The following is a 24,768-nucleotide window of genomic DNA, read 5'->3' as shown; positions in this document are numbered from 1 at the left end:
ACCCTTCACTGAGGCCCGATAGGAGGGAGGTGCGCCACGATTGCTATGAAGCGTGGCGCGCCTCCCCGGTGGTTCGAGGACCTACGGTGTGGCATCCCAACCGTTGACGACTCCGGAGACTTCGGTGAACCAACCGCTGAGGGCAGTGCCGAAAGCGGTAACGGCGACGATGATGCCAAACGCAATGAAGGCCACCAGCAGCGAGTACTCGGTTGCGGTGGCGCCTTTTTCGGATTCCAGCCGGTCCTTGATTCCGGAAACGAAGGTAAGAACCGAGACCATGAGAGTAGTCATTGTATTTTCCTTAAGTTCGATGGAATAAATGCATCGAATTCCAGCCTCCCCCATACCGCGAAAGGGCTGGTGCTTCGATAGCTAAAGAATCCACCGAAAACCGGCCTGCCAACAATGCGTAGTTCTACCCGACTTCCCCCGCGGAAATAGGTATTCCACTAAAGCCGGTACTCATACTACGAAAGCTGCAAGCACTGGACCACTTGAATACTCAAGAAATCATCAAGGTTGTTGTAGGAAATCCAACGTTTCACCACAAATACCGGTCTTTAGGATGCGAATAAAACAGTGCTCAGTGCCGCGGCCAGCATCGAGGGGCCAAAGGCGATTTCCGAGCCTAAATTGGCGCGCTTTAGCCTAATCAAAACGACGGATAAAATCCCGCCCAATACGAACCCAAGCGCCCCGCCGTAGAAGAGCTGACTCCAGCCCAAGTAGCCCAGGTAAAGGCCCACTGGGGCGGCAAGCTTGACATCCCCCATGCCGATGCCGCTTGGCGAGATCAGGGCCAGAATCAGGAAAATGACGAACAGGATGGCCGCCCCGGTGGCCGCGCGGAGCAGTTCGGCCCACTCTGCCGTGGCGGTGCTGCTGAGCAGGAGGAGCGCCAGGCCGGCCACCAGCAGTGTGAGCACCAGGGGATTCGGCAGCAAATGGTGGGCCACATCAATGCGGGCCAGCTGCACGCCGAGGACGGCCAGCAACAGATAGGCCGGCAGGGCCCAGTCCATTCCGACCCTCAGTGCAAGGGCCGCGCAGAGCACTCCGGTGAGTGCCGCCGTCGTAATTCTTGTCCGTACGCGCGGCAAGCCACCCAGGCGGGGGAGGGTGCGGGCGATGAGGCGTTCCGCAAGCAGGCTCAGTAAAATGCCAAGGAGTCCTATGGTCACTGCAAAGAGCGGCCCGGCGCTGCCGGCGATACCTGCTGAAGGCACATGGACTCCTGGGTGGAAGGGCCCGGCGCTGGCGCAGGACTCCACGACCCCCGCCACCGGATACCCCATTTTGACCCCGGCGGCCGGTTCGCGCTATTCTTGGTAGTCGTTGTGCGTGTCCTTTCTCGATGATGCGTGCCCGCTGAGAATCCGGTTGCAGGATAACTACTCCTCGGGCACATTCGGGACTCCAGGACCACTGGATTCATAGAGCCCTCACCTCTGTTCCGGTAACGCATAGATAGTAGGTGCACACCCTTACGTGACACCTAAACAAGAACGCCAGAACAAGAACGAGGCAAACACCGTGCGTACGTACACTCCGAAGCCCGGCGATATCAACCGCCAGTGGCACGTCATTGACGCCACCGACGTTGTCCTTGGTCGTCTCGCCAGCCAGACCGCAATCCTGCTGCGCGGCAAGCACAAGGCCACCTTCGCTCCCCACATGGACATGGGCGATTTCGTCATCATCATCAACGCTGAGAAGGTTGCCCTCACCGGCGCCAAGCTCGAGCAGAAGCGCGCCTACCGCCACTCCGGTTACCCGGGCGGCCTGACCTCCGTCAACTACGCGGAACTGCTGGAGTCCAACCCGGTCCGCGCCGTTGAGAAGGCCATCAAGGGCATGCTCCCCAAGAACTCCCTCGCTGCACAGCAGCTGGGCAAGCTGAAGGTCTACCGCGGTGCAGAGCACCCGCACGCCGCCCAGCAGCCCAAGACTTTCGAAATTTCCCAGGTCGCCCAGTAGTCCTGGCCACCAAACAACTTATTTATACAAGGAGAACCGTGGCTCAGAACGAAGAGACCACCGAAGCCGTCGTGGCTGAGGAAACCCTGACCAGCTACACCTCGGAAAGCGGTCCTGCGGAAGCAGAAGCGCCGAAGAAGGAACGCCCGGCACTGACCGTCGCCGGCGCAGCAGTTGGCCGCCGCAAGGAAGCCGTCGCACGCGTTCGCATCGTGCCCGGAACCGGCAAGTGGACCATCAACGGCCGCGAGCTGGACAACTACTTCCCGAACAAGCTGCACCAGCAGGACGTCAACGAGCCCTTCAAGATCCTCGATCTTGACGGTGCCTACGACGTCATTGCCCGCATCCACGGTGGCGGCATTTCCGGCCAGGCCGGCGCCCTGCGCCTCGGCATCGCCCGTTCACTGAACGAGATCGACACCGAGAACAACCGCGCCACCCTGAAGAAGGCCGGTTACCTGCGCCGTGACGCCCGCGTCATCGAGCGTAAGAAGGCCGGTCTCAAGAAGGCCCGCAAGGCTCAGCAGTACTCGAAGCGCTAAATCCGCTTGCGAAGCGCCGTCAGGTGCTTCCAGAAGCCCGTTCCGCCATATGGCGGGGCGGGCTTCTGCCGTTAAGCCCCGTCCGCCGTCGAGCAGCGGTTGGGTGGCCAGCCGCATGTGACGCGCTGCCATGAAGCTCTGAACAGGACAAACGCCGACGCACGGTGCCGTCGCCGTTGCTGGGGGCCGGGAGGTGGACCCGGATCGTCTAAACTTGGACGCGATGTCTACATTATTTGGAACAGACGGTGTCCGGGGCCTGGCGAATGGCCTGCTGACAGCCGAGCTCGCAATGCAGCTGGCCCAGGCCGCCGCCGTCGTGCTTGGCCATGAACGCACCAGCGAAGGTGCACGGCCGCGCGCCGTAGTGGCGAGGGATCCCCGTGCAAGCGGTGAGTTCATCGCCGCGGCCGTCGAGGCCGGGCTTTCCAGCTCCGGCATCGACGTCTACGACGCCGGTGTCCTGCCCACTCCCGCCGCCGCCTACCTTGTGGCCGACCTGAACGCTGACTTCGGCGTCATGATCTCCGCCTCCCACAATCCGGCTCCCGACAACGGGATCAAGTTCTTCGCCCGCGGCGGCCAGAAGCTCCCGGACGAGGTGGAGGACGCCATCGAGGCCCAAATGGGCAAGGACCCCGTCCGCCCGGTGGGCGGCGAAGTGGGCCGCATCCAGCGCTTCTCCGACGCCGAGGACCGCTACATCGTCCACCTCCTGGGAACCCTCCCGCACAACCTCCATGGCCTGAAGGTGGTCCTGGACTGCGCGCACGGTGCCGCCAGCGGCTGTTCCCCCCAGGTCTTCAAGGACGCCGGTGCTGATGTGGTTGTCATTGGCGCCGAACCGGACGGCCTGAACATCAACGAAGGCGTGGGCTCCACGCACCTCGGCCCGCTCAAGGCGGCCGTGGTGGAGCACGGCGCCGACCTCGGCATTGCCCACGACGGCGACGCCGACCGCTGCCTGGCCGTGGACCACGAGGGCAACGAGGTGGACGGCGACCAGATCATGGCCATCCTCGCCGTGGCCCTCAAGAAAGCCGGCAAGCTCACCGACAACGTCCTCGTTGCCACCGTTATGAGCAACCTCGGCCTCAAGATCGCCCTCCGCGACGCGGGCATCGCCATGCGCGAGACGGGCGTGGGGGACCGGTACGTCCTGGAGCAAATGCGCGACGGCGGCTACAACCTGGGCGGCGAACAGTCCGGCCACGTCATCCTGGCCGACTACGCCACCACCGGTGACGGCGTGCTGACCGGCCTGCAGCTGGCGGCGCAGGTAGCCCTGACGGGCCGCCCACTCAAGGAGCTCGCCACCATCATGACCAAGCTGCCCCAGGTCCTCATCAACGTGAAGGACGTGGACCGTAGCCGGGTCGGCGGCGACGCAACCCTGGCCGCAGCGGTGAAGTCAGCCGAGGCCGAACTCGGCGACACCGGACGTGTGCTCCTGCGCCCGTCCGGCACGGAGCCCGTTGTGCGCGTCATGGTGGAGGCCAGCGACCAGCAGACCGCCCAGGTCATCGCCGAACGTCTCGCCCAGGTTGTGAAGACCCAGCTGGCCCTGCAACTCGTCGGCGACTAGGTTCCGCGTCGCCCCGCAAAGCACAGAGCAGCCCGCCTCCCTGACGGAGGCGGGCTGCTTTTTTCGCTGCGCTTGGCGCGCGCCGGCCGGCGCTACTTCACGGCCTGGTTCTCGGCCTGCAGGGCGTCGCGGATCTCCTTGAGCAGGGCGATCTGCGGATCCTCGGCTGCTTCCTTCTTCGCGTCCTGCCCGATGCCCAGTTTGCGGTTGCGGTGCTCGATCAGCCGGTTCATCGGGGCGACGATGACGAAGTAGAGCGCGGAGGCAACCAGCAGGAAGTTGACCACCGCGGTGAGCAGCACGCCGAACCGCACGTCGCCAAACGCCAGGAAATTGTCAAAGTTCGGCTCTCCGACCAGTAACGAGATCAGCGGCATCAGAACGCTTTTGACCAGCGCATCCACCACGGCGCTGAACGCCGATCCGATGACCACCGCCACGGCCAGGTCGATGACGTTTCCCTTGAGAATGAACTTCTTGAATCCACTAAGCATGCCAACCAAACTACCGCACCGCATTGACGGGACGTTGACCGGCCACCGGCGTGCAGGTAACAGTGCAGCCGCGTCAGCGGTAGCCGGGGGCGGCCTCCAGGCCGAAATACTGCTCCAGGGTGGCGATGCCGCGTTTCCGCATGTCCGTGGCCGCCTCAGCACCGACGTACCGCAGGTGCCACGATTCGTAGAAGTACCCGGTGGTGGTGTGCTGCATAAACGGGTAGCGCACCACGAAGCCGAAGCGGTGCGCGTTGGCCTTGGCCCAGACGGCGGCCGGCTGCTCGGCGAAGCACGGCTGGAAGCTGCACGCTGCGCCGCCGTCGCCGATGTCGAACGCCCAGCCCGTCTGGTGTTCGGAGTGGCCCGGCCGAGCCGAGGCTGTGTCCGCCGCCGCCCGGCCCTGCGAGCTCACGTAGCCGTTGTACGTGACGGTCTGCGTGGCATAGGAGCGGTAGCCGCTCGCCAGCGTCATGGTCACGCCGTCCGCCGCCGCGGCGGCGAACATCCGTTCTGCGGCAGCCGCCGTCGTACGGTTCAGCTGGGCCGCCTCGCCGGTGACGGCGAGGGCAACGCGGGGCTGGACCAGATCGGCCGGGACGTAGCTGGCCGGCTTGAGCGGGCGGTGCTTGTTGACGATCACCCAGGGGCTGGCGGGCGCGGTGAGTGAGTACTGCTTGGGCAGGCGGGACGCGGCCGACGGCGGGGCTGCCGCCGCCGTCGTGGTTGGTGCGGTTGTGGACGGCGCTGTGGCGGACGCGCTGGCCGACGACGCAGCGGAAGCGGAGGCTGTTGGGGAAGCCGCGCCGCTGGGCCTTGCAGAGGCGCCGGTGGAGGTGGATCCAGACCGGGACGGGACCGGAGAAGAGGCCTCACCGGAAGCGCCCGGGGACGCCGTGCCCGAAGCCGCCGAAGTGGTTCCCGAAGCTTCCGGTGCAGAGGCAGGGGTGCAGGCCGCCAGGGCAGACAGGCCGGCACCCGCCATCAACAGCCGCGCCACCGCGCGGCGGCTGGGCCGATCCCCGGGCCGGGCCTCGGCGGAGGGCTCGGAAGGGCAGTTGTAACACATGCGTGCTAGACCTTTCTCAGCAGCATCCTGCGGACGGAATGGTCCGCTTCCTTGGTGAGCACCAGCTGGGCGCGGCCCCGGGTGGGCAGCACGTTCTCTTCCAGGTTCGGTTCGTTGATGCGTTTCCAGATGTCGCGGGCCGTCGCTTCGGCCTCGGAGTCCGAAAGCGTGGCGTAGCGGTGGAAGTACGACTCCGGCTGCGCGAAGGCAGTGGAACGGAGCTTGCGGAACCGGTCCACGTACCATTCCTCGATATGTGACGTCTTGGCATCCACGTAGATGGAAAAGTCGAAGAAGTCGCTGACCGCCAGCCCCTGGCGGCCGTCGTGCCGCGGCCGCGCGGGAGCGAGCACGTTTAGGCCTTCGACGATGAGGACGTCCGGACGCCGGACCACCACTTCCTTGCCGGGGACGATGTCGTAGGTGATATGCGAGTACCAGGGTGCCCGGACTTCCTCGGCGCCGCCCTTGATTTCGCTGACGAAGCGCAGCAGCGCACGGCGGTCGTAGGACTCCGGGAAACCCTTGCGGTCTAGCAGTTGCCGGCGCTTGAGTTCGGCCAGCGGATACAGGAACCCGTCGGTGGTGATGAGCTCCACGTTCGGAGTGCCCGGCCACCGCCGCAGCATCTCGCGGAGAACACGGGCAATGGTGGACTTGCCCACGGCCACAGAGCCGGCGACGCCGATCACGAAGGGGGTGCGCTGCGTCTGCTCGCCGAGGAATGTGGTGGTGGCCGCATGCAGCTGGCCGGCGGCTTCCACGTACAGGTGCAACAACCGGGACAGCGGGAGGTAGACCTCGCGCACCTCGCTGATGTCCAGGGGGTCACCGAGGCCGCGAAGGCGCAGCACGTCCTCTTCATTAAGGGGCTGCTCCATCTGGGCGGAAAGCCGGGACCAGGTTTGCCGGTCCAGCTCCACGAACGGAGAAACACCCTCCCCGTTCGCTTCATTGCGTTGCAAAGTCACCCTAGAGATTCTGCCCCGCCCGGCGCCGAGAGCGAAATGCGGCCTTTCTTGAGTGAATCTTGACCCTATGCGTTACCGATTCCTGAGCCGGCCGCGGGACCGTTCAGTGAAGAGGGAGAACCGACGCATATTTGAAGGGTCCCAACATGGGGAAGGTAGTTCCACAGCAGGTGCCCCAGCTGACGGGCCGCGACTTCGGTGGCAGGCGCGGCGGGGGAGCGGCCACGCGTATCCTGCAGATTCGCCGCAGGCGCCGGTTCGCCGCGGCGAGACGCTGGGCAAACTTCAGCGTGCTCCTGGTTATCGCCTTGGCGGCGCTGGTCCTCGTCGCAGTTCCCCAGGCCACCGGATCTTTCACCTATACGGTGCACACCGAATCCATGGCTCCGAAGTTTTCGCCGGGCACCTTCCTCATAGTGAAACCTGTGGCCTTCAGCCAACTGAAGTACGGCGACGTCGTCACCTACCAGCCCGCTCCGGGCCGTCCCGAAGTAAGGACTCACCGGATTGTGGGCTTTGGCGCCGTTCAAGAGGGGGAGCGGACGCTGATCACTAAGGGCGACAATAACGACGCCAACGACGCCGATCCCGTCCGTGCCCGCCAGATTAAGGGAAAGCTCTGGTATGCGGTTCCGATCGTCGGGTACGTGGCCGAGGCGGTCGGCAGCGCGGACCGCGGCTTCTGGATGACGATGGCGGCCGCCGCCCTCATCGGCCAGTGTGCGCTGCTCGTGTTCCTGAGCGCCCGAAGGCGCCGGGCAGCCGGAGCCGCGCGGCCCTCGCCGTGACGCACCCCTCGCGACCGCTGTAGCGAAAATAGCCCGGTCCTACGTGCCTGATGAAGGGGCGGTTAGGGTGGAAGTCTCCGTGGCCGCAGCCTTTTCCGGACGGCCGGGAGAGATGTCATCCGACGTCGGTTCTCCGCAAAGCCGGTTAGGCTTATACCCATGTGTGGAATCGTGGGTTATGTAGGCCGTTCGTCGGGCCGGGCTGATGCCGGGCACGGTGCGTTGGATGTTGTTCTTGAGGGGCTGCGCCGCCTGGAGTACCGGGGTTATGACTCCGCCGGTGTCGCTGTGGTGGCTGACGGGGAGATTTCCTCGCGGAAGAAGTCCGGAAAGCTGAGCAACCTGCTGGCCGAGCTGGAGGAGCGGCCGCTGCCGGAGTCGCTGACCGGCATCGGGCACACGCGGTGGGCCACGCATGGTGGCCCGACGGATCAGAACGCGCACCCGCATCTGTCTGATGGTGGGAAGCTCGCTGTGATCCACAACGGCATCATTGAAAACTTTGCTGAGCTGAAGCAGGAGCTGCTGGCCAAGGGTGTTGTCTTCGCATCGGAGACGGACACCGAGGTGGCTGCGGCGCTGCTGGGCGACATTTTCCGGAACAAGCTGGGCGGCGACGGCTCCGACGGCGGCCTGACCAAGGCCATGGAGCTGGCCTGCCAGCGGCTTGAGGGCGCGTTCACGCTCCTCGCGGTGCACGCTGACCAGCCTGACGTCGTCGTGGCTGCACGTCGGAACTCCCCGCTGGTGGTGGGCCTGGGCGAGGGCGAGAACTTCCTGGGTTCGGACGTGTCCGGGTTTATTGACTACACCCGCCGTGCGGTGGAGCTGGGCCAGGACCAGATCGTGACGATCACCGCTGACACGGTGGAGATCACGGACTTCTTCGGCGCCCCGGCGCAGGGCAAGGAGTACCACGTTGACTGGGACCCGGCCTCGGCCGAGAAGGGCGGCTTCACCTCCTTCATGGAGAAGGAAATCCACGACCAGCCCGACGCCGTGGCGCAGACCCTGCTGGGGCGCTCGGACCTGAACGGCCGGCTGACCCTGGATGAGCTGCGGATTGATCCGCAGCTGCTGAAGAAGGTCGACAAGATCATAGTGCTGGCCTGCGGCACGGCCGCGTACGCGGGCATGGTGGCCAAGTACGCGATCGAGAACTGGTGCCGGATCCCCACCGAGGTGGAGCTCGCGCACGAGTTCCGTTACCGCGACCCGATCGTCACCGAGAACACTCTGGTGGTGTCCATCAGCCAGTCCGGTGAAACGATGGACACGCTGATGGCTGTGCGGTACGCCCGCGAGCAGGGCGCCAAGACGGTGTCCATCTGCAACACCAACGGTTCCACCATTCCACGTGAGTCCGACGCCGTGCTGTACACGCACGCCGGCCCGGAGATCGCGGTGGCCTCCACCAAGGCGTTCCTGGCCCAGATCACCGCGGCGTACCTGCTGGGCCTGTACCTGGCGCAGCTGCGCGGGAACATCTTCTCCGGGCAGGTCAAAGATGTGCTGGCCGACCTGGGCAAGATCCCGGCGAAGATCCAGAAGATCCTGGACTCCGCCGAGGAACTGCGCGAGCTGGCCCGCAGCATGAAGGACGAGAAGTCCGTGCTGTTCCTGGGCCGCCACGTGGGCTACCCGGTGGCGCTCGAGGGTGCGCTGAAGCTGAAGGAAATCGCGTACCTCCATGCCGAGGGCTTCGCCGCCGGTGAGCTCAAGCACGGCCCGATCGCGCTGATCGACGAAGGCCAGCCTGTGTTCGTGGTGGTCCCGTCCCCTCGCGGCCGCGATTCGCTGCACTCCAAGGTGGTGTCCAACATCCAGGAGATCCGGGCCCGCGGTGCCCGCACCCTGGTGATCGCCGAGGAAGGCGACGAAGCGGTCCGGGACTACGCCGAGCACGTCTTCTACGTCCCGGAAACCCCGACGCTGCTCATGCCGCTGCTGACCACCGTGCCGCTGCAGATCTTCGCGTGCGAACTTGCCGCCGCGAAGGGCTACGACGTGGACCAGCCGCGCAACCTGGCCAAGAGCGTCACAGTAGAGTAAGCCCATGATTGTTGGCATCGGCGTAGACGTAGTGGACATCGAGCGCTTCGGACGGCAGCTGGAGCGCACCCCCGGACTCCGGGACCGGCTGTTTGTGCCGGCCGAACGGGAGCTGAACACCCGCTCCTTGGCGGCGCGGTTTGCCGCCAAGGAGGCTGTGGCGAAGGTCCTGGGCGCGCCGGCCGGCATGAACTGGCAGGACTGCTGGATCGGGCTGGACCAGAACGGACCGACTGTCCAGGTCAAGGGAACGGTGCTCGCCGTGGCCGAAGCCAAGGGCGTCAAACGGTGGCACCTGTCCATGAGCCACGACGGCGGCATTGCCACGGCCACCGTCCTGGCCGAGGGCTGATCCCGGACCGACTGACCAAAATGATCAGCGCCTATACCGGAACCCAGATCAGGGAGGCTGAAAAGCCCCTGCTGGATTCAGGTATGGGCGCTGTTCTCATGCAGCGGGCGGCCCGCGGCATGGCCGGCGCCGCCATCGCGGAACTGCGCAGCCTCGGCCGCCGCCTGTACGGCTCCAGCGTTGTTGTCCTGGCCGGCAAGGGCAACAACGGCGGCGACGGCCTCATCGCCGCCGCGCACCTTGCCGGACGGGGAATGCGGACGACGGCGGTGCTCGCCTCCGCCACCGCCCATCCCGACGGTCTGGCCGCCTTTCGGCGCGCCGGCGGCCGGGTGCTGGCGCTGACTGACGCGAACGCCGGCGAGCTGGCAGCGATGGCCGGCAGGGCCGACGTCGTTATTGACGCCCTGCTCGGAACCGGCGCCCAGGGCGGACTCCGGGGAGAAACGGCGGAGCTCGTGTCCCAGCTTGCCGGTGGCACCCACGGCCTCGTGGTGGCGTGCGACGTGCCCAGCGGAGTGGATGCGGACACGGGCGAGGCCGCCGGCCCCGTGCTGCCCGCCGACATCACCGTTAGCTTCGGCGGGGCCAAAGCGGGTCTGCTGGCGGACCCGGGAGCGGATTTTGCCGGCCGGGTAGAGGTGGTCCAGATCGGGATCGAGGAGTCGCTCCCGTGGCCCGCCCTGCGCCGCCTGGAAGCCGCCGACCTGGCCGTCTTGCTCCCAGGGCCCGCGCGGCGCGCCCACAAATATTCGCGCGGCGTCCTCGGGGTGGTGGCGGGTTCCCCGGCCTACCCCGGCGCCGCCGTGCTCGCCTGCCGCGGGGCGCTCTCCGCCGGCGTCGGAATGGTCCGCTACGTCGGGCCGCCGGAGGTCTCCGACCTCATCCGCCACAGCTGCCCCGAGGTGGTCTGCAGCACCGGCACCGTGGCAGAAACCCACGTCCAGGCCTGGCTGGTCGGCTCCGGCATGGACGGCAAGGACGAGGAAGAGATGCAGCGCGTGCGCGACGCCGTCGACTCCGGCCTGCCCACCGTGGCCGACGCCGGTGCCTTGCCTGTCCTGCCGGACGTGCTGGCCCCGCAGGTTGTCCTGACGCCGCACGCCGGTGAGCTGGCCACCCTGCTGCAGCGCCTCGGCGCCGACATGGACCGCGAGGCTGTCGAAGCCTCCACCCTCGCCGCTGTGCGCCGCGCCGCCGGCCTGACTGAGGCCACCGTGCTCCTGAAGGGCGCCAGCACGCTGGTGGCGTCGCCGTACCAGGATTTTTACAGCCAGTCCGAAGGAACGCCCTGGCTGGCCACCGCCGGAAGCGGTGATGTGCTGGCCGGAATCATCGGTGCGTTGCTCGCCCAGGTGGGGTCCGACGTCGGGCGCTTCCGGGGGCTGGGAATCGATCCAGACGAACGCTGGGCGGCCATTGCCGCCATGGGGGCAAGCCTGCACGGACTGTCCGGAGCGGCGGCTGCAGCCGGCGGCCCGCTGACAGCGGGGCGGATTTGTGACGCGCTACCCGAAATATGGGGTAAAGTCAGCATGCTTAGTAATTAGCGTGTGGGTCACGTAATTGTCATATCCACCCGCTACGGTAAGACCAAGTTCCGTGCAGGTAGTGCGTGAAGACCTGTTGGACAGAGTGTTGGACGAGGTATAGGAGCACGAATGGAAATCTGGCCCGGATCGGCTTACCCGCTGGGAGCCACGTTTGACGGTACCGGAACCAACTTTGCATTGTTCAGCGAGCACGCAGAAAAGGTGGAACTCTGCCTCTTCGACGACGAGGGGACCGAAACCCGGGTCACGCTCCGCGAGGTGGACGGCTATGTGTGGCACTGCTACCTGCCCCAGATCCAGCCAGGGCAGAAGTACGGCTACCGCGTCCACGGTCCTTACGACCCCGACAACGGGCAGCGCTTCAACGCCAACAAGCTGCTCCTTGACCCGTACGCCAAGGCAGTCGCCGGCCAGATTGACTGGGATCCCGCCCTGTTCTCGTACAACATGGGCGACCCTTCATCCAAGAACGACGCCGATTCCGCGCCGCACATGATGATGGGCGTGGTCATCAACCCGTTCTTCGACTGGGACAACGACCAGAACCTGCGCATCCCGTACCACAAGTCGGTCATCTACGAGGCGCACGTCAGGGGGCTCACCGAGCTGCACCCGGAGATTCCCGAGGAGCAGCGAGGCACGTATGCCGGCGTGGCACACCCGGCCGTGATCTCCCACCTGCAGAAGCTGGGCGTCACCGCGATCGAGCTCATGCCCGTGCACCAGTTCGTCAACGACGGCACGCTGCAGGAGAAGGGCCTGAGCAACTACTGGGGCTACAACACCATCGGCTTCTTCGCGCCGCAGAACACCTACAGCTCCACCGGCGACACCGGCCAGCAGGTCCAGGACTTCAAGGCGATGGTCCGTTCGCTGCACCGGGCCGGCATTGAGGTCATCCTCGACGTCGTCTACAACCACACCGCCGAAGGCAACCACCTCGGCCCCACCCTGAGCTTCAAGGGCATCGACAACGAGGCCTACTACCGCCTGGTGGAGGACGACAAGCAGTACTACATGGACTACACGGGCACCGGCAACACCCTGAACGTCCGCCAGCCGCACTCCCTGCAGCTGCTCATGGACTCGCTGCGCTACTGGGTCACCGAGATGCACGTGGACGGGTTCCGCTTTGACCTCGCCGCCGCTTTGGCCCGCGAGTTTTACGACGTCGACCGGCTCTCCACGTTCTTCGAACTCATCCAGCAGGATCCAGTGGTGTCCCAGGTCAAGCTCATCGCCGAGCCGTGGGACGTCGGGCCCGGTGGCTACCAGGTGGGCAACTTCCCGCCGCAGTGGACGGAATGGAACGGCAAGTACCGCGACACCGTGCGCGACTTCTGGCGCGGTGAACCTGCCACGCTCGGCGAGTTCGCCTCGCGCATCACCGGCTCGGCGGATCTCTACGAGCACTCCGGCCGCCGCCCCGTGGCGTCCATTAACTTCGTCACCGCGCACGACGGCTTCACGCTGCGTGACCTGGTGTCCTACAACGAGAAGCACAACGACGCCAACGGCGAGGACAATAAGGACGGCGAGTCGCACAACCGCTCCTGGAACTGTGGAGCGGAGGGCCCGTCGGACGATCCCAAGGTCCTGGGGCTCAGGGCGCGGCAGCAGCGTAACTTTATCGCCACCATGCTCCTCTCGCAGGGCGTGCCCATGATCCTGCACGGCGACGAGATGGGCCGGACGCAGCAGGGCAACAACAACGGGTACTGCCAGGACTCCGAGCTGACCTGGGTCAACTGGGACAGCGTGGACCAGCCGCTCATCGAATTCACGGCGGCCGTCAACTCACTCCGTGCCAAGCACCCCACCTTCCGGCGCAGCCGGTTCTTCGACGGCCGGCCCGTACGGCGGGGAGAAGGCGAGCGGCTGCCGGACATCGTATGGCTGGATCCCGACGGCAACCTCATGTCGCCGGAGGACTGGGACAGCGGCTTCGGCCGTTCCGTGGGAATGTTCCTCAACGGCGACGGCATCCAGGGCCACGACAGCCGTGGCCGCCGGATCACGGACGTGAACTTCCTGCTGTACTTCAACGCGCACGACGGCGACGTTGAGTTCACGCTGCCGCCGGACGAGTATGCACCGGCCTGGGACGTCATCATCGACACAGCGGGTGAAGGCGCGGACTCTCAGCCGGCCACCGCGGGCAGCCTGCTGTCCGTCGCCGCGAAGTCCCTGGTGGTGCTCCGCGCCCACAGCGCCCCGGAGGAGGAGCCAGACCATTCCGTTGCTGCCTCGCTGGCGGCGCTGACCCAGACGGCCACCACTGAGACCGCGACGCTCACCGCACCCGCTCTTCCCGAGCCGGCAAAGACGAAGAAGCCGGCTGATCCGCCTGCAGGGTCTGCGGCTGAGCCTGCCGCGGAGCCCGCTGCTGAGCCCGCTGCTGAGCCTGCGAAGGCCGCGGAGGAGCAGCCGGCGGAGAAACCGGTACGAAAGCCTGCCGGTCGGCGGAACGGGAATTCCAAGGCGGGCAAGCCGGCAGGAGAGGGCGCATGAAAACGCCAGTCTCCACGTACAGGCTTCAGATCAGACAGGGATTCACGCTGTTCGACGCCGCCGAAACCGTGCCGTACCTGCACTCGCTCGGCGTCGACTGGGTCTACCTCTCTCCGGTCCTGACCGCCGAGCAGGGCTCTGACCACGGGTACGACGTCACCGATCCCTCCGCAGTCGACCCCGAACGGGGCGGCCCGGAGGGCCTGGCCGCCGTTTCGAAGGCGGCCCGCGCCGCCGGCATGGGGGTGCTGATCGACATTGTGCCCAACCACGTCGGCGTCGCTACGCCGGTGCAGAACCCCTGGTGGTGGTCGCTGCTCAAAGAGGGGCGCCAGTCCCGGTACGCGGAAGCGTTCGACGTCGACTGGAACCTTGGCGGGGGGCGCATCCGGCTCCCGATCCTCGGCAGCGACGATGACCTGGACCAGCTCGAAATCAAGGACGGGGAGCTGCGGTACTACGACCACCGCTTCCCGCTGGCCGACGGCAGCTACACCGAAGGCGACTCCCCGCGCGACGTCCACGCCCGGCAGCACTACGAACTGATGGGCTGGCGGCGCGCGGACAACGAGCTGAACTACCGCCGCTTCTTCGCGGTGAACACGCTCGCCGGCGTCCGCGTGGAGATTCCCGCCGTCTTCGACGAGGCACACCAGGAGGTGGTGCGCTGGTTCCGCGAGGGGCTCGCGGACGGCCTCCGGATCGACCACCCGGACGGCCTTGCCGACCCCGAGGGGTACCTGAAGCGGCTCCGGGAAGCCACTGGCGGCGCCTACCTGCTGGTCGAAAAGATCCTCGAGCCGGGGGAGCAGTTGCCCGCCAGCTTCGAATGCGAGGGCACCACGGGCTACGACGCCCTCGCAGACGTCGACCGGGTTCTCGTGGACCCTAGCGGGCAGCCAGCTCTGGACCGGCTGGATGCCTCGCTGCGCGGCGGCGAGCCTGCCGACTACGAGGACATGATCCGCGGAACCAAGCGCCGGATCACCGACGGCATCCTCCACTCGGAGATCCTGCGGCTGGCCCGACTGGTTCCCGATGACGCAGGCGTTTCGATTGACACCGCGGCCGACGCGATCGGCGAAATCATAGCCGCCTTCCCGGTCTACCGCACGTACCTGCCGGAGGGAGCGGAGATCCTGAAGGAAGCCTGCGAGCTTGCCGCGCGCCGGCGGCCGGAACTCGACGAGGCCGTCCAGCTTTTGCAGCCGCTGCTGCTGGACACCGACCTGGAACTTGCCCGGCGCTTCCAGCAGACCTCCGGAATGGTCATGGCCAAGGGCGTGGAGGACACCGCGTTCTTCCGCTACAACCGCCTGGGCACCCTCACGGAAGTGGGCGCCGACCCCACCGAGTTCGCCGTGGAGCCTGACGAGTTCCATGCCAGGATGGCCCGCCGGCAGGCGGAGCTGCCGCTGTCCATGACCACGCTCAGCACGCACGACACCAAACGCAGCGAGGACACCCGGGCGCGGATCTCGGTCATCTCCGAGGTTGCCGGCGAATGGGAGAAAGCCCTGACCCGGTTGCGCGAGCTGGCTCCGCTGCCGGACGGCCCGCTGTCCGCGCTGCTATGGCAGGCCATCGCCGGTGCCTGGCCCGCCAGCCGGGAGCGCCTGCAGTACTACGCGCTGAAGGCCGCGCGCGAAGCCGGAAACTCGACCAACTGGACCGATCCGGACCCTGCGTTCGAGGAGAAGCTGGCCGCCGCCGTCGATGCCGCGTTCGACAACCCTGCGGTCCGGGCTGAAGTCGAGTCGCTCGTGGAATTCCTGGAACCCCACGGCGCCTCGAATTCCCTGGCAGCCAAGCTTGTGCAGCTCACCATGCCCGGCGTCCCGGACGTGTACCAGGGCACGGAGTTCTGGGACCGGTCGCTGACAGACCCGGACAACCGGCGCCCGTTCAGTTTCGACGACCGCCGCGCCGCGCTGGAGCAGCTTGATGCCGGCGACCTGCCCCCGTCATTCACAGACGAGCGGACCAAGTTGCTGGTGACCTCGCGGGCGCTGCGGCTGCGCCGGGACCGGCCCGAGCTGTTCACCGGCTACCGCCCGGTCCAGGCCAGCGGCCCCGCCGCCGGGCACCTGCTCGCGTTCCACCGCGGCACCGCGGCAGCGCCGGGTGCGATGACCCTCGCAACCCGGCTTCCCTACGGACTGGAACGTGACGGCGGCTGGCGGGACACCGCCGTCGAACTGGAGACCGCCATGAAGGACGAACTGACCGGTGCCGGCTTCGGACCGGGGGCCGTGGAGATCACTGACATCTTCCGGACTTACCCGGTGGCGCTGCTGGTACCCGAGACAGGAGAAGAGCGATGACGCAGACAGGCCAGGCAACCTACCCCCGCGAAGCCGCGAAGCCTGTGCAGGGCCCGGAGCGTTTCGACGTCTGGGCACCGGAGGCCGGATCCGTGACGCTGCTGGCCGGCGGGGAGCGCTACGCCATGCAGCGCCGGCCCGGCACAGGACCCGAGAACGAGGGCTGGTGGACCGCCGCCGACGCACCCGCTGACGGTGACGTCGACTACGGGTACCTCTTGGACGGCGACGAAACCCCGCTGCCAGACCCCAGGACCCGGCGCCAGCCCGACGGCGTCCACGCCCTGTCGCGCACCTTCGACCCCGCCGCGCACACCTGGCAGGAGGACGGCTGGCAGGGCCGGGAACTGCAGGGGGCGGTGATCTACGAGCTGCACCTCGGTACGTTCACGCCCGAAGGGACGCTGGATGCGGCAGCCGGCAAGCTGGACTACCTCGCCGGCCTGGGCGTGGACTTCATCGAGCTGCTGCCCGTGAACGCGTTCAACGGCACGCACAACTGGGGCTACGACGGCGTGCAGTGGTTCGCCGTCCACGAGGCGTACGGCGGACCGGAAGCGTACCAACGGTTCGTCGACGCCGCCCACGCGGCAGGTCTCGGCGTCATCCAGGACGTGGTCTACAACCACCTCGGCCCCAGCGGGAACTACCTGCCGCGGTTCGGGCCCTACCTCAAGCAGGGCGAGGGCAACACGTGGGGCGACTCCGTGAACCTGGACGGGCCCGGCTCCGACCACGTTCGCCGGTTCATCCTGGACAACCTGGCCATGTGGCTGCGCGACTACCGCGTTGACGGCCTGCGGCTGGACGCCGTCCACGCCCTGAAGGACGAGCGCGCGGTCCACATCCTGGAGGATTTCGGGGCGCTGGCCAGCCAGATCTCCGCCGAGGTGGGACGGCCGCTGACACTCATTGCCGAATCCGACCTCAACAACCCGCGGCTGCTGTATCCGCGGGACGTCAACGGGTACGGGCTGGAAGGGCAATGGAGCGACGACTTCCACCACGCCGTCCACGTCAACGTCACCGGTGAGACCACGGGCTACTACAGCGACTTCGACTCGCTCGGCGCCCTCGCCAAGGTGCTCCGGGACGGCTTCTTCCACGACGGCAGCTACTCCAGCTTCCGGGAACGGCACCACGGCAGGCCGATCAATTCCAGCGCCGTCCACCCCGCCGCCCTGGTGGTCTGCTCGCAGAACCACGACCAGATCGGCAACCGCGCCACCGGGGACAGGCTCTCGCAGACCCTGCCGTACGGGAGCCTGGCGCTCGCCGCGGTGCTGACCCTGACCGGGCCCTTCACGCCCATGCTGTTCATGGGCGAGGAGTACGGGGCCAGCACGCCGTGGCAGTTCTTCACCTCCCATCCGGAGCCGGAACTCGGCAAGGCCACCGCGGAAGGCCGGATCAAGGAGTTCGAGCGCATGGGGTGGGATCCCGCCGTCGTGCCCGATCCCCAGGATCCCGAGACTTTCCGCCGGTCCAAGCTGGACTGGGCGGAGGCCGCCGAAGGCGACCACGCCCGGCTGCTGGAGCTGTACCGTTCGCTCACCGCGCTGCGCCGCTCCACGCCGGACCTCACCAAGCTGGGCTTTGAGGACACGCAGGTGGAGTTCGACGAGGACGCCCGCTGGCTGCGGTTCCGGCGCGGCGGCGTGCAGGTGCTGCTCAACTTCTCGGAGCAGCCGGTAAGCCTGCAAGGTGCGGGGACGGCCCTGCTGCTGGCCACCGACGACGCCGTCCGGCTGGAAAGTGGGCGCGCGGAGCTCGGCCCGCTCAGCGCCGCCGTCGTCAGTGACTGAGCTCCGGCCACACTAGCCAGGGTTGGCGTCCACCGCCGGTGACCGAATGGTGGACGCCAGCCCCGCAGCCTTGGTGCGGCTGGCAGGATAGAACATATGACTTATGTGGCCTCGGACACCCGCTATGACACCATGCCGTACCGCCGCGTCGGACGCAGCGGCCTGAAACTGCCGGCGATCTCGCTGGGCCTGTGGCACAACTTCGGTGACGACAAGCGCTTCGACGAACAGCGCGCTATCCTGCGCCGCGCCTTCGACCTCGGCGTCAACCACTTCGACCTCGCCAACAACTACGGCCCGCCCGACGGCTCCGCGGAGACCAACTTTGGCCGGCACCTGCAGGACGACTTCAAGCCTTACCGCGACGAGCTGGTCATCTCCACCAAAGCCGGTTACTACATGTGGCCCGGCCCGTACGGCCAATGGGGCTCCCGGAAGTACCTGATCTCCAGCCTGGACCAGTCGCTGCAGCGGATGGGCCTTGACTACGTGGACATCTTTTACAGCCACCGCCCGGACCCGGAGACGCCGCTGGAGGAGACCATGGGCGCGCTGGATTACGCCGTGCGCTCCGGCAAGGCCCTGTACGCGGGCATCTCCTCCTACACCCCGGAGCAGACACTCGAGGCCGCCCGCATTCTGAAGGAGCTCGGCACCCCGCTGCTCATCCACCAGCCCAGCTACTCCATGCTGAACCGCTGGACCGAGAACGGCTCGCCGAACCTCTACGAGGCGCTGGAGCAGGTGGGTGCCGGCTCCATCGCGTTCTCCCCGCTGGCCCAGGGTATGCTCACCGACCGCTACCTCAACGGCGTCCCGGCCGACTCCCGCGCCGCCAAGGCCAGGTTCCTGTCCGAATCTTCGTTGACGGAGGACAAACTGGACCGGGTCCGCGGGCTGAACGCCATCGCCGCTGACCGCGGACAATCGCTGGCGCAGATGGCCATCGCCTGGATTCTGCGCGACCAGCCCAAGGGCTCCCCGGTGACCTCCGCTCTCGTCGGGGCGTCCAGCGTCAGGCAGCTCGAGGACACCCTGGCCGCCATCGACAACCTTGAGTTCAGCGGCGAGGAGCTGACCGCGATCGATGAGTTCGCCGTCGAATCCGAAATCAACCTTTGGGCGCAGCGGGTCTGAGCAGGTGTACGTAACCAAGCTGCTGGGACCGGCGGGAACAAAGCCGGCCCCGGCGGCGTTTGGTTAGACTGATAAGCGCGCCGCGTGGCGCGGTGCCCGTCAGACGCCTTCGTACAGCATGGTACGGACGCGCAGGGCACATGAAGTTTGTTCTCAAAGGAGTTCCGTGTCTTCAAATCCGATTCGTGTTGCTATCGTCGGCGTGGGTAACTGTGCCGCTTCGCTGGTCCAGGGTGTCCATTACTACCGGGATGCCGACCCTCAGGCCACGATTCCGGGTCTGATGCACGTGGAGTTCGGCAAGTACCACGTCAACGATGTGCAGTTCGTGGCCGCGTTCGATGTGGACGGCAAGAAGGTCGGCGTCGACCTGGCCGATGCGATCCTGGCCAGCGAAAACAACACCATCAAGCTCGCAGACGTTCCGCCCAGCGGCGTGACGGTCCAGCGTGGGCACACCCTGGATGGGTTGGGCCGGTATTACCTGGAGACCATCGAGCAGTCCCCGGCCGAGCCGGTCGACGTGGTCCAGGCGCTCAAGGACGCCCAGGCTGACGTCATGGTCTGCTACCTGCCGGTCGGGTCACAGGAAGCCGCGGAGTTCTACGCCCAGTGCGCCATCGACGCCGGCGTGGCGTTCGTGAACGCCCTGCCGGTGTTCCTCGCGGGCACCAAGGAGTGGGCTGACAAGTTCACCGCCGCGGGTGTGCCGATCGTGGGTGATGACATCAAGAGCCAGATCGGTGCCACCATCACGCACCGCGTCATGGCGAAGCTGTTCGAGGACCGCGGCGTGACGCTGGATCGCACGTACCAGCTGAACGTGGGCGGCAACATGGACTTCAAGAACATGCTGGAGCGGGACCGGCTCGAGTCCAAGAAGATCTCCAAGACCCAGGCGGTGACCTCCAACGTCGAGGCCGAGCTGGCTGCGAAGGATGTCCACATCGGCCCGTCCGACTACGTGCAGTGGCTCGATGACCGGAAGTGGGCCTTCGTGCGCCTGGAGGGCCGCAACTTCGGCGACGCCCCGGTGTCGCTGGAGTACAAGCTGGAGGTCTGGGACTCGCCGAACTCCGCGGGCGTGATCATCGACGCGATCCGTGCGGCGAAGATCGGCCTGGACCGCGGCATCGGCGGCCCGCTGCTGTCGGCCTCGAGCTACTTCATGAAGTCCCCGCCGGAGCAGTTCAACGACGACCTCGCCCGCGACAAGGTCGAGGCCTTCATCCGCGGCGACCTCGACCGCTAACCCCCCGTACCCTTCCTCAGGTCCTGCAGGTTTCAACCCGACGCTTCCTCAGGTCCTGCAGGTTTTCACGCGATGCTCCCTCACTTGTGGGGGAGCATCGCTGTTTAAGCGTCCTTGTCGTAGCGCCGAATCGCGTGGCTCGCATGTGCGAGGGCCAGCAGCTTCAGGACCAATTGGCCATGCAGATGCATGCCGACGGCCGCCGTCATGATCAGCTGATTGATGTCTTCCGGCGCGGTTGTGGCCAAAATATTGACTGCGGCAATGGCGTCCACCGCTTGGCTGTACGCGTCGAGCAGCTCGGCCGTGACAGGTACGCCGAGGCTTTCCATCAGGACCAGTTGGGCATTGAGGGCGTTTCTGGCGTCGCTCGGGACGTCCGGCCAGTTCCGGAAACGCACGACGGCGTCACCCGCCGGGGTGCGCAGGTCGCCGCGCTCCGTACTCACGTCGTCGAGGCCCAGCACTGTGCGCTGGACCGCCGCCAAAAGATCAAGGCGGGGTGCACCGCCGTCGGCCATTCTGAGCAGGGAGCCGATCTCGGCGATATTCAGTCCGACCACGCGCCGCAGCGCCTGGATCAGTTCCAGCCGGCTCACGTGATGCTCTGAATACTCCGCCCGGGTGGCGTGGATCGAGCGGCCCGCGGGCAACAGGCCCTCGCGGAGGTAGAACTTGATGCTGGCAGGGGAGACTCCGGTCCGCTCGCTGAGCTCCTTCAGCTGCATGCTTGCTCCTTCCTCGGCGGATGGCAGCCTCTTAGATAGCTGCTGCCGCGCGGGCTATCTTGATTTACACCACTGGATAGTGCTCCTATCCTAGAGGCATGGAGCCTTGGAATGTACTGCTTGCCAGCCACGTCATTGCCGCCCTTTTTGTCCTCGCTATTGGTCCGTTTCAGATCCTTCGCCGCCGCCGGGACCGCATCCACCGCACCATGGGACACCTGTGGGTCGCGGCCATGTACTACGTCTGCTTCAGCAGTTTCTGGATCGTCAGTGACGGGCATTTCAGCTGGCTTCACGGGCTGTCCGCGTTCACCATCGTGACGGTCACCCTTGGGCTGATCAGTGCGGTGCGCCGCAACATCCCGGCGCATAGGGGAAACATGATCGGCAGCTACATCGGCATCGCTGTGGCGTTCGGCTTCGCCATTGCGGTTCCGGGGCGTGCCATTCCTCGCCTCTTGACCGAGGATCTGCCGACCGCCCTGTACGTTGCCGCGCTGGTGGCGCTCAGCGTCGCCGTCGTCTTCATTTCGCTCCGGCGCGGCGAGGGCCGTCGCCCTGGCACGATGCGGACTGCAGAGCGGCTGACGGCGGCTGTGTCCCCAGCAGGGACCGCAGCGGGTTCTAAGTAAAACCCGGACGGTCATACGCCCCCTCACTTTTCGTCGCTTCAACCCAAACGCTTCCTCAGCTTCCGTCGCTTCAAGCCGAACCCTTCATCACCTTTCGTCGCTTGGACCGAACGCTTCCTCAGCTGCGGTTAGCGCAAAACCCTGCCTGTGGATAACTTCTGCGGGTCCGGTCGACTTCGAGCGACAATGCCGTATGCAATCACGCACCGATCTTCCTGTCAGTCTGGTGTCTGCCCCGTTCGCGCTGGGATCCGCGAAAGCGTCCGGAGTTCCACCTAACAGACTGCGCAGGGCCGACGTCGTGCATGTAAGTCGTGAACTGTACCGCCCGACGACCTGGAGCTTCGAGCTTGAGGAGGCGGCCCGGGCACTTTCTGCGGCTTCGCCCGGCGCCTGGATCTCGCATGTCACGGCGGCCCGGATTCGAAGCCAAATCCTGCCGGCATGGCTGGCAGATTCGACCGAGTTGCACTTGAGCAAACCCCATTCCCTGCCGGAGGTGCGGCGAAGAGGTGTGATTGGGCACTCGGTTTTGGCAGCGGAAGGCGAGGTCGAAATCGTCGACGGCATCCGCATCAGCAGCAGGTCCCGCACCTGGCTCGATATGGCGAGACGGCTGTCGGAGAGCGAGCTGGTCTGCATGGGCGATGAACTGATTCGCGTTCCCAGAGCGGCATTCGAAGACCGCACCGAGCCGTTCGACACGCTTGAGGGACTGCGTTCCCTCGTCGCCCGCCATCCGAATCTTCAGGGAGTGGTCCGGGCGCGTGCCGCGATCGAGCGGATGCGCGTCGGAGCGGATTCTGCGCCCGAGTCGCTACTCCGCCTCGCGATGGAGGACGCAGGCCTTCCGGAGCCTCAGCTGCAGGTGCCACTGCGAGAGGACAAGACCCTCGGGCCGACTGCCGACCTCGGCTACAGGCATCGGCGGCTGGCCCTACAGTACGACGGCGACCACCACCTTCTCGAGCCCCAAATCTTCAGCGACAAGCGGCGTGACAAAGCATTCGAGGCTGCCGGGTGGACCGTTGTTGTGTTTGGCAAGAAGGATTTGGCTGACGGCTTCGAGCAGGCCATCCGCCAGATCAAGCGTGGAATGCGTAAGAGCCAGCTGGACCATCCTCAGGCGTCCGGATTTGCCGATCTCGTCTGAGGAGGGGTTGGGGTTGAAGCGACGGGACCTGAGGAAGCGTTGGGGTTGAAGCGACGGGACGTGAGGAAGCGTCTGGGTTGGGGCGACGAAGGTGAGGAAGGGTTTAGAAGAGGCCGACCGGATTGCCGTCGTCGTCCACGTCCATCCGCATGGCCGCCGGAATGGCCGGAAGGCCCGGCATGGTCATCACCGCTCCGGTCAGGGCCACGATGAAGCCGGCGCCGGTCTTGGGGATGAGGTCGCGGACGTGGATGGTGAAGCCCTTGGGCGCCCCCAGTCGCGAGGCGTCGTCGGTGAAAGAGTATTGCGTCTTGGCCATGCAGACCGGCAGCCCGGACCAGCCGTTCTTCTCGATATCCGCCAGGCGGCGCAGGGCAGGCACCGAAAAGTCGACTCCGTCGGCGCCGTAGATTTCCTGGACGATGGTGCGGATCTTGTCCTCCACGGAGATGTCCAGCGGGTAGAGATGCCGGAACGACGACGGTCCGTACACCGCAGCGGCGACCTTGGCAGCCAGCTCATCGCCGCCGTCGCCGCCCCCGCCCCGTCCCCAGATATCCGCCACCGCCGCCTGGATGCCCTCGCCGGCGCACCAGCCGAGCAGCCAGTCGAGCTCCTCCTGGGTATCGGAGGGGAACTTGTTGACCGCCACCACCGGCGTCACGCCGAACCGCTCCACATTCCGGACATGCCGGCGCAGGTTCACCACACCTGCTGCCACGGCCTCTACGTTCGGCTCGCCCAGCCGGTCCTTGGGCACCCCGCCCTGCATCTTGAGTGCCCGAATGGTCGCCACCACCACGACGGCGGCCGGCGCCACATCCGCGATCCGCGCCTTGATGTCCATAAACTTCTCCGCCCCCAGGTCGGCCCCGAATCCCGCCTCCGTCACCACGATGTCGGCCAGCCTGCGGGCGGTCTGCGTGGCAATCAGCGAGTTGCACCCGTGGGCGATGTTCGCGAACGGCCCGCCATGGACCAGTGCGGGGGTGCCGGCGATGGTCTGGACGAGGTTCGGCTTGATCGCTTCCTTCAGCAGCAGCGTCAGCGCGCCCTGCACGCCCAGGTCCGCCACGGTAACCGGAGCCCGGTCGTGGGTGTAGCCGAAGGTGATGCGGCCCAGTCTGTCCCGCAGGTCGGCCACGTCCGTGGCGAGGCAAAAGACCGCCATGATCTCGGATGCGACGGTGATGTCGAAGCCGTCCTGGCGCGGGACGCCCTGGGTGGGGCCGCCGAGTCCGATGACCACCTCGCGGAGGGAACGGTCGTTCATGTCCAGGACCCGCTTGAATGTCATGCGCCGCGGGTCGATGTTCAGTTCATTGCCCTGGTAGATGTGGTTGTCCACGAGGGCCATGAGGGCATTGTTGGCAGATGTGACGGCATGGAAGTCGCCGGTGAAGTGCAGGTTGATCTCGTCCATGGGCAGCACCTGGGACAGCCCGCCGCCCGTGGCCCCGCCTTTCATGCCGAGGATGGGACCGAGCGAGGGCTCCCGCAGCGCGACCATCACCTTGTGGCCCGCCCGCGCAAGCGAATCCGCGAGTCCCACCGTCGTGGTTGATTTTCCTTCTCCGGCGGGCGTTGGCGACATCGCCGAAACCAGGACTACTTTTCCGGCGGGCGCCGGGGCTGACAGCTTCGCGGGGTCGATCTTGGCTTTGAAGCGGCCATAGAACTCCACGGCCCCGGCATCGATGCCGGCGGCCGCGGCGATTTCCTCGATCGGCCGGAGCACTGCCCTGCGGGCAATGTCCAGGTCGCTCAGTGGAGCGCTGCTCTGGCCGGTATCGCTCGGGGGAGTGCTGTCAGACATCGTCGTCCTTTCCGAATGTGT

At 66.3% G+C, this 24,768-nt stretch carries 21 protein-coding genes; 14 read left to right on the top strand and 7 right to left on the bottom strand.

Annotated elements, in window-relative coordinates:
- Nucleotides 1-81: 81 nt before the first annotated feature.
- Together QFZ33_RS18820 and QFZ33_RS18815 are read right to left on the bottom strand one after the other, a co-directional pair.
- On the bottom strand, nucleotides 82-294 hold the full coding sequence (locus QFZ33_RS18820; protein ID WP_307029932.1) for a Flp family type IVb pilin: 213 nt from the start codon (nucleotides 292-294) through the stop codon (nucleotides 82-84).
- A gap of 269 nt (nucleotides 295-563) precedes the next feature.
- The gene (locus QFZ33_RS18815) at nucleotides 564-1,229 is read right to left on the bottom strand and encodes a prepilin peptidase (RefSeq protein ID WP_307029930.1); all 666 of its coding nucleotides are present in this window, start codon (nucleotides 1,227-1,229) and stop codon (nucleotides 564-566) included.
- Nucleotides 1,230-1,536: 307 nt separating this feature from the next.
- Here QFZ33_RS18815 and rplM point away from each other — a divergent pair, with 307 nt between their 5' ends.
- The 3 genes from rplM to glmM all read left to right on the top strand — a co-directional run bounded on the left by rplM (nucleotide 1,537) and on the right by glmM (nucleotide 4,110).
- Nucleotides 1,537-1,980 carry a 50S ribosomal protein L13 gene (gene rplM, locus QFZ33_RS18810; RefSeq protein WP_011692756.1) on the top strand — a complete coding sequence of 148 codons (444 nt, stop codon included), beginning with the start codon at nucleotides 1,537-1,539 and terminating at the stop codon, nucleotides 1,978-1,980.
- A gap of 38 nt (nucleotides 1,981-2,018) precedes the next feature.
- On the top strand, nucleotides 2,019-2,525 hold the full coding sequence (rpsI, locus tag QFZ33_RS18805; RefSeq protein ID WP_214852247.1) for a 30S ribosomal protein S9: 507 nt from the start codon (nucleotides 2,019-2,021) through the stop codon (nucleotides 2,523-2,525).
- A gap of 223 nt (nucleotides 2,526-2,748) precedes the next feature.
- Complete coding sequence (gene glmM, locus QFZ33_RS18800; protein WP_307029928.1) at nucleotides 2,749-4,110, top strand: phosphoglucosamine mutase; 1,362 nt, start codon at nucleotides 2,749-2,751, stop codon at nucleotides 4,108-4,110.
- A gap of 92 nt (nucleotides 4,111-4,202) precedes the next feature.
- On the opposite strand, the gene mscL is transcribed toward glmM, so the two are convergent.
- The 3 genes from mscL to coaA form a co-directional block, all read right to left on the bottom strand.
- Nucleotides 4,203-4,604, bottom strand: a complete 402-nt coding sequence (gene mscL, locus QFZ33_RS18795) for a large conductance mechanosensitive channel protein MscL (RefSeq protein ID WP_307029926.1) — start codon at nucleotides 4,602-4,604, stop codon at nucleotides 4,203-4,205.
- A gap of 73 nt (nucleotides 4,605-4,677) precedes the next feature.
- The gene (locus QFZ33_RS18790) at nucleotides 4,678-5,673 is read right to left on the bottom strand and encodes a M15 family metallopeptidase (RefSeq protein ID WP_307029924.1); all 996 of its coding nucleotides are present in this window, start codon (nucleotides 5,671-5,673) and stop codon (nucleotides 4,678-4,680) included.
- A gap of 5 nt (nucleotides 5,674-5,678) precedes the next feature.
- Complete coding sequence (coaA, locus tag QFZ33_RS18785; protein ID WP_214852239.1) at nucleotides 5,679-6,644, bottom strand: type I pantothenate kinase; 966 nt, start codon at nucleotides 6,642-6,644, stop codon at nucleotides 5,679-5,681.
- Nucleotides 6,645-6,790: 146 nt separating this feature from the next.
- On the opposite strand from coaA, the gene QFZ33_RS18780 reads away from it, so the two are divergent.
- The 9 genes from QFZ33_RS18780 to QFZ33_RS18740 all read left to right on the top strand — a co-directional run bounded on the left by QFZ33_RS18780 (nucleotide 6,791) and on the right by QFZ33_RS18740 (nucleotide 20,418).
- Nucleotides 6,791-7,432 carry a signal peptidase I gene (locus tag QFZ33_RS18780; RefSeq protein WP_307029922.1) on the top strand — a complete coding sequence of 214 codons (642 nt, stop codon included), beginning with the start codon at nucleotides 6,791-6,793 and terminating at the stop codon, nucleotides 7,430-7,432.
- A 159-nt stretch (nucleotides 7,433-7,591) separates the two neighbouring features.
- Nucleotides 7,592-9,484, top strand: coding sequence for a glutamine--fructose-6-phosphate transaminase (isomerizing) (gene glmS, locus QFZ33_RS18775; RefSeq protein WP_307029920.1), 1,893 nt, complete (start codon nucleotides 7,592-7,594; stop codon nucleotides 9,482-9,484).
- 4 nt (nucleotides 9,485-9,488) lie between these two features.
- Nucleotides 9,489-9,836 (top strand): holo-ACP synthase, encoded by a 348-nt coding sequence (locus QFZ33_RS18770; RefSeq protein WP_066277757.1) that lies wholly within the window; start codon nucleotides 9,489-9,491, stop codon nucleotides 9,834-9,836.
- Nucleotides 9,837-9,856: 20 nt separating this feature from the next.
- The gene (locus QFZ33_RS18765; protein ID WP_307029918.1) at nucleotides 9,857-11,386 is read left to right on the top strand and encodes an NAD(P)H-hydrate epimerase; all 1,530 of its coding nucleotides are present in this window, start codon (nucleotides 9,857-9,859) and stop codon (nucleotides 11,384-11,386) included.
- A gap of 111 nt (nucleotides 11,387-11,497) precedes the next feature.
- The gene (glgX, locus tag QFZ33_RS18760; RefSeq protein ID WP_307029916.1) at nucleotides 11,498-13,900 is read left to right on the top strand and encodes a glycogen debranching protein GlgX; all 2,403 of its coding nucleotides are present in this window, start codon (nucleotides 11,498-11,500) and stop codon (nucleotides 13,898-13,900) included.
- Entirely contained in the window at nucleotides 13,897-16,224 is a 2,328-nt protein-coding gene (gene treY, locus QFZ33_RS18755; protein ID WP_307029914.1) for a malto-oligosyltrehalose synthase, read from the top strand. Before glgX ends, treY begins: the two co-directional genes overlap by 4 nt.
- Complete coding sequence (treZ, locus tag QFZ33_RS18750) at nucleotides 16,221-18,029, top strand: malto-oligosyltrehalose trehalohydrolase (protein WP_307029912.1); 1,809 nt, start codon at nucleotides 16,221-16,223, stop codon at nucleotides 18,027-18,029. Before treY ends, treZ begins: the two co-directional genes overlap by 4 nt.
- A 96-nt stretch (nucleotides 18,030-18,125) precedes the next feature.
- Complete coding sequence (gene mgrA, locus QFZ33_RS18745; RefSeq protein ID WP_307029910.1) at nucleotides 18,126-19,166, top strand: L-glyceraldehyde 3-phosphate reductase; 1,041 nt, start codon at nucleotides 18,126-18,128, stop codon at nucleotides 19,164-19,166.
- A gap of 166 nt (nucleotides 19,167-19,332) precedes the next feature.
- On the top strand, nucleotides 19,333-20,418 hold the full coding sequence (locus tag QFZ33_RS18740; RefSeq protein ID WP_307029908.1) for an inositol-3-phosphate synthase: 1,086 nt from the start codon (nucleotides 19,333-19,335) through the stop codon (nucleotides 20,416-20,418).
- A 104-nt stretch (nucleotides 20,419-20,522) separates the two neighbouring features.
- On the opposite strand, the gene QFZ33_RS18735 is transcribed toward QFZ33_RS18740, so the two are convergent.
- Nucleotides 20,523-21,146: a MerR family transcriptional regulator gene (locus tag QFZ33_RS18735; RefSeq protein ID WP_307029906.1), complete on the bottom strand. Its 624-nt coding sequence runs from the start codon at nucleotides 21,144-21,146 to the stop codon at nucleotides 20,523-20,525.
- A 98-nt stretch (nucleotides 21,147-21,244) separates the two neighbouring features.
- Between QFZ33_RS18735 and QFZ33_RS18730 the strand changes: the two genes are divergently transcribed.
- Entirely contained in the window at nucleotides 21,245-21,778 is a 534-nt protein-coding gene (locus QFZ33_RS18730) for a DUF2306 domain-containing protein (RefSeq protein WP_307029904.1), read from the top strand.
- Between the two features lie 193 nt (nucleotides 21,779-21,971).
- Nucleotides 21,972-22,931, top strand: coding sequence for a hypothetical protein (locus QFZ33_RS18725; protein WP_307029902.1), 960 nt, complete (start codon nucleotides 21,972-21,974; stop codon nucleotides 22,929-22,931).
- 103 nt (nucleotides 22,932-23,034) lie between these two features.
- Here QFZ33_RS18725 and QFZ33_RS18720 read toward each other — a convergent pair whose 3' ends face one another.
- On the bottom strand, nucleotides 23,035-24,747 hold the full coding sequence (locus QFZ33_RS18720) for a formate--tetrahydrofolate ligase (RefSeq protein WP_307029901.1): 1,713 nt from the start codon (nucleotides 24,745-24,747) through the stop codon (nucleotides 23,035-23,037).
- Nucleotides 24,748-24,768: the final 21 nt, after the last annotated feature.

Source organism: Arthrobacter globiformis (assembly GCF_030815865.1).
In the GTDB taxonomy this organism is placed as follows: domain Bacteria; phylum Actinomycetota; class Actinomycetes; order Actinomycetales; family Micrococcaceae; genus Arthrobacter; species Arthrobacter globiformis_B.
The sequence above is the reverse complement of the archived record's forward strand: the minus strand, read 5'-3'. Positions and strand labels throughout refer to the sequence as shown.

Bases quoted from the DNA above. Each gene is read 5' to 3' on its own strand.
- QFZ33_RS18820 (WP_307029932.1), bottom strand. From the start codon at position 294: ATGACTACTCTCATGGTCTCGGTTCTTACCTTCGTTTCCGGAATCAAG.
- glmM (WP_307029928.1), top strand. From the start codon at position 2,749: ATGTCTACATTATTTGGAACAGACGGTGTCCGGGGCCTGGCGAATGGC.
- mscL (WP_307029926.1), bottom strand. From the start codon at position 4,604: ATGCTTAGTGGATTCAAGAAGTTCATTCTCAAGGGAAACGTCATCGAC.
- QFZ33_RS18790 (WP_307029924.1), bottom strand. From the start codon at position 5,673: ATGTGTTACAACTGCCCTTCCGAGCCCTCCGCCGAGGCCCGGCCCGGG.
- QFZ33_RS18780 (WP_307029922.1), top strand. From the start codon at position 6,791: ATGGGGAAGGTAGTTCCACAGCAGGTGCCCCAGCTGACGGGCCGCGAC.
- glmS (WP_307029920.1), top strand. From the start codon at position 7,592: ATGTGTGGAATCGTGGGTTATGTAGGCCGTTCGTCGGGCCGGGCTGAT.
- QFZ33_RS18770 (WP_066277757.1), top strand. From the start codon at position 9,489: ATGATTGTTGGCATCGGCGTAGACGTAGTGGACATCGAGCGCTTCGGA.
- QFZ33_RS18765 (WP_307029918.1), top strand. From the start codon at position 9,857: ATGATCAGCGCCTATACCGGAACCCAGATCAGGGAGGCTGAAAAGCCC.
- glgX (WP_307029916.1), top strand. From the start codon at position 11,498: ATGGAAATCTGGCCCGGATCGGCTTACCCGCTGGGAGCCACGTTTGAC.
- treY (WP_307029914.1), top strand. From the start codon at position 13,897: ATGAAAACGCCAGTCTCCACGTACAGGCTTCAGATCAGACAGGGATTC.
- treZ (WP_307029912.1), top strand. From the start codon at position 16,221: ATGACGCAGACAGGCCAGGCAACCTACCCCCGCGAAGCCGCGAAGCCT.
- mgrA (WP_307029910.1), top strand. From the start codon at position 18,126: ATGACTTATGTGGCCTCGGACACCCGCTATGACACCATGCCGTACCGC.
- QFZ33_RS18735 (WP_307029906.1), bottom strand. From the start codon at position 21,146: ATGCAGCTGAAGGAGCTCAGCGAGCGGACCGGAGTCTCCCCTGCCAGC.
- QFZ33_RS18730 (WP_307029904.1), top strand. From the start codon at position 21,245: ATGGAGCCTTGGAATGTACTGCTTGCCAGCCACGTCATTGCCGCCCTT.
- QFZ33_RS18725 (WP_307029902.1), top strand. From the start codon at position 21,972: ATGCAATCACGCACCGATCTTCCTGTCAGTCTGGTGTCTGCCCCGTTC.
- QFZ33_RS18720 (WP_307029901.1), bottom strand. From the start codon at position 24,747: ATGTCTGACAGCACTCCCCCGAGCGATACCGGCCAGAGCAGCGCTCCA.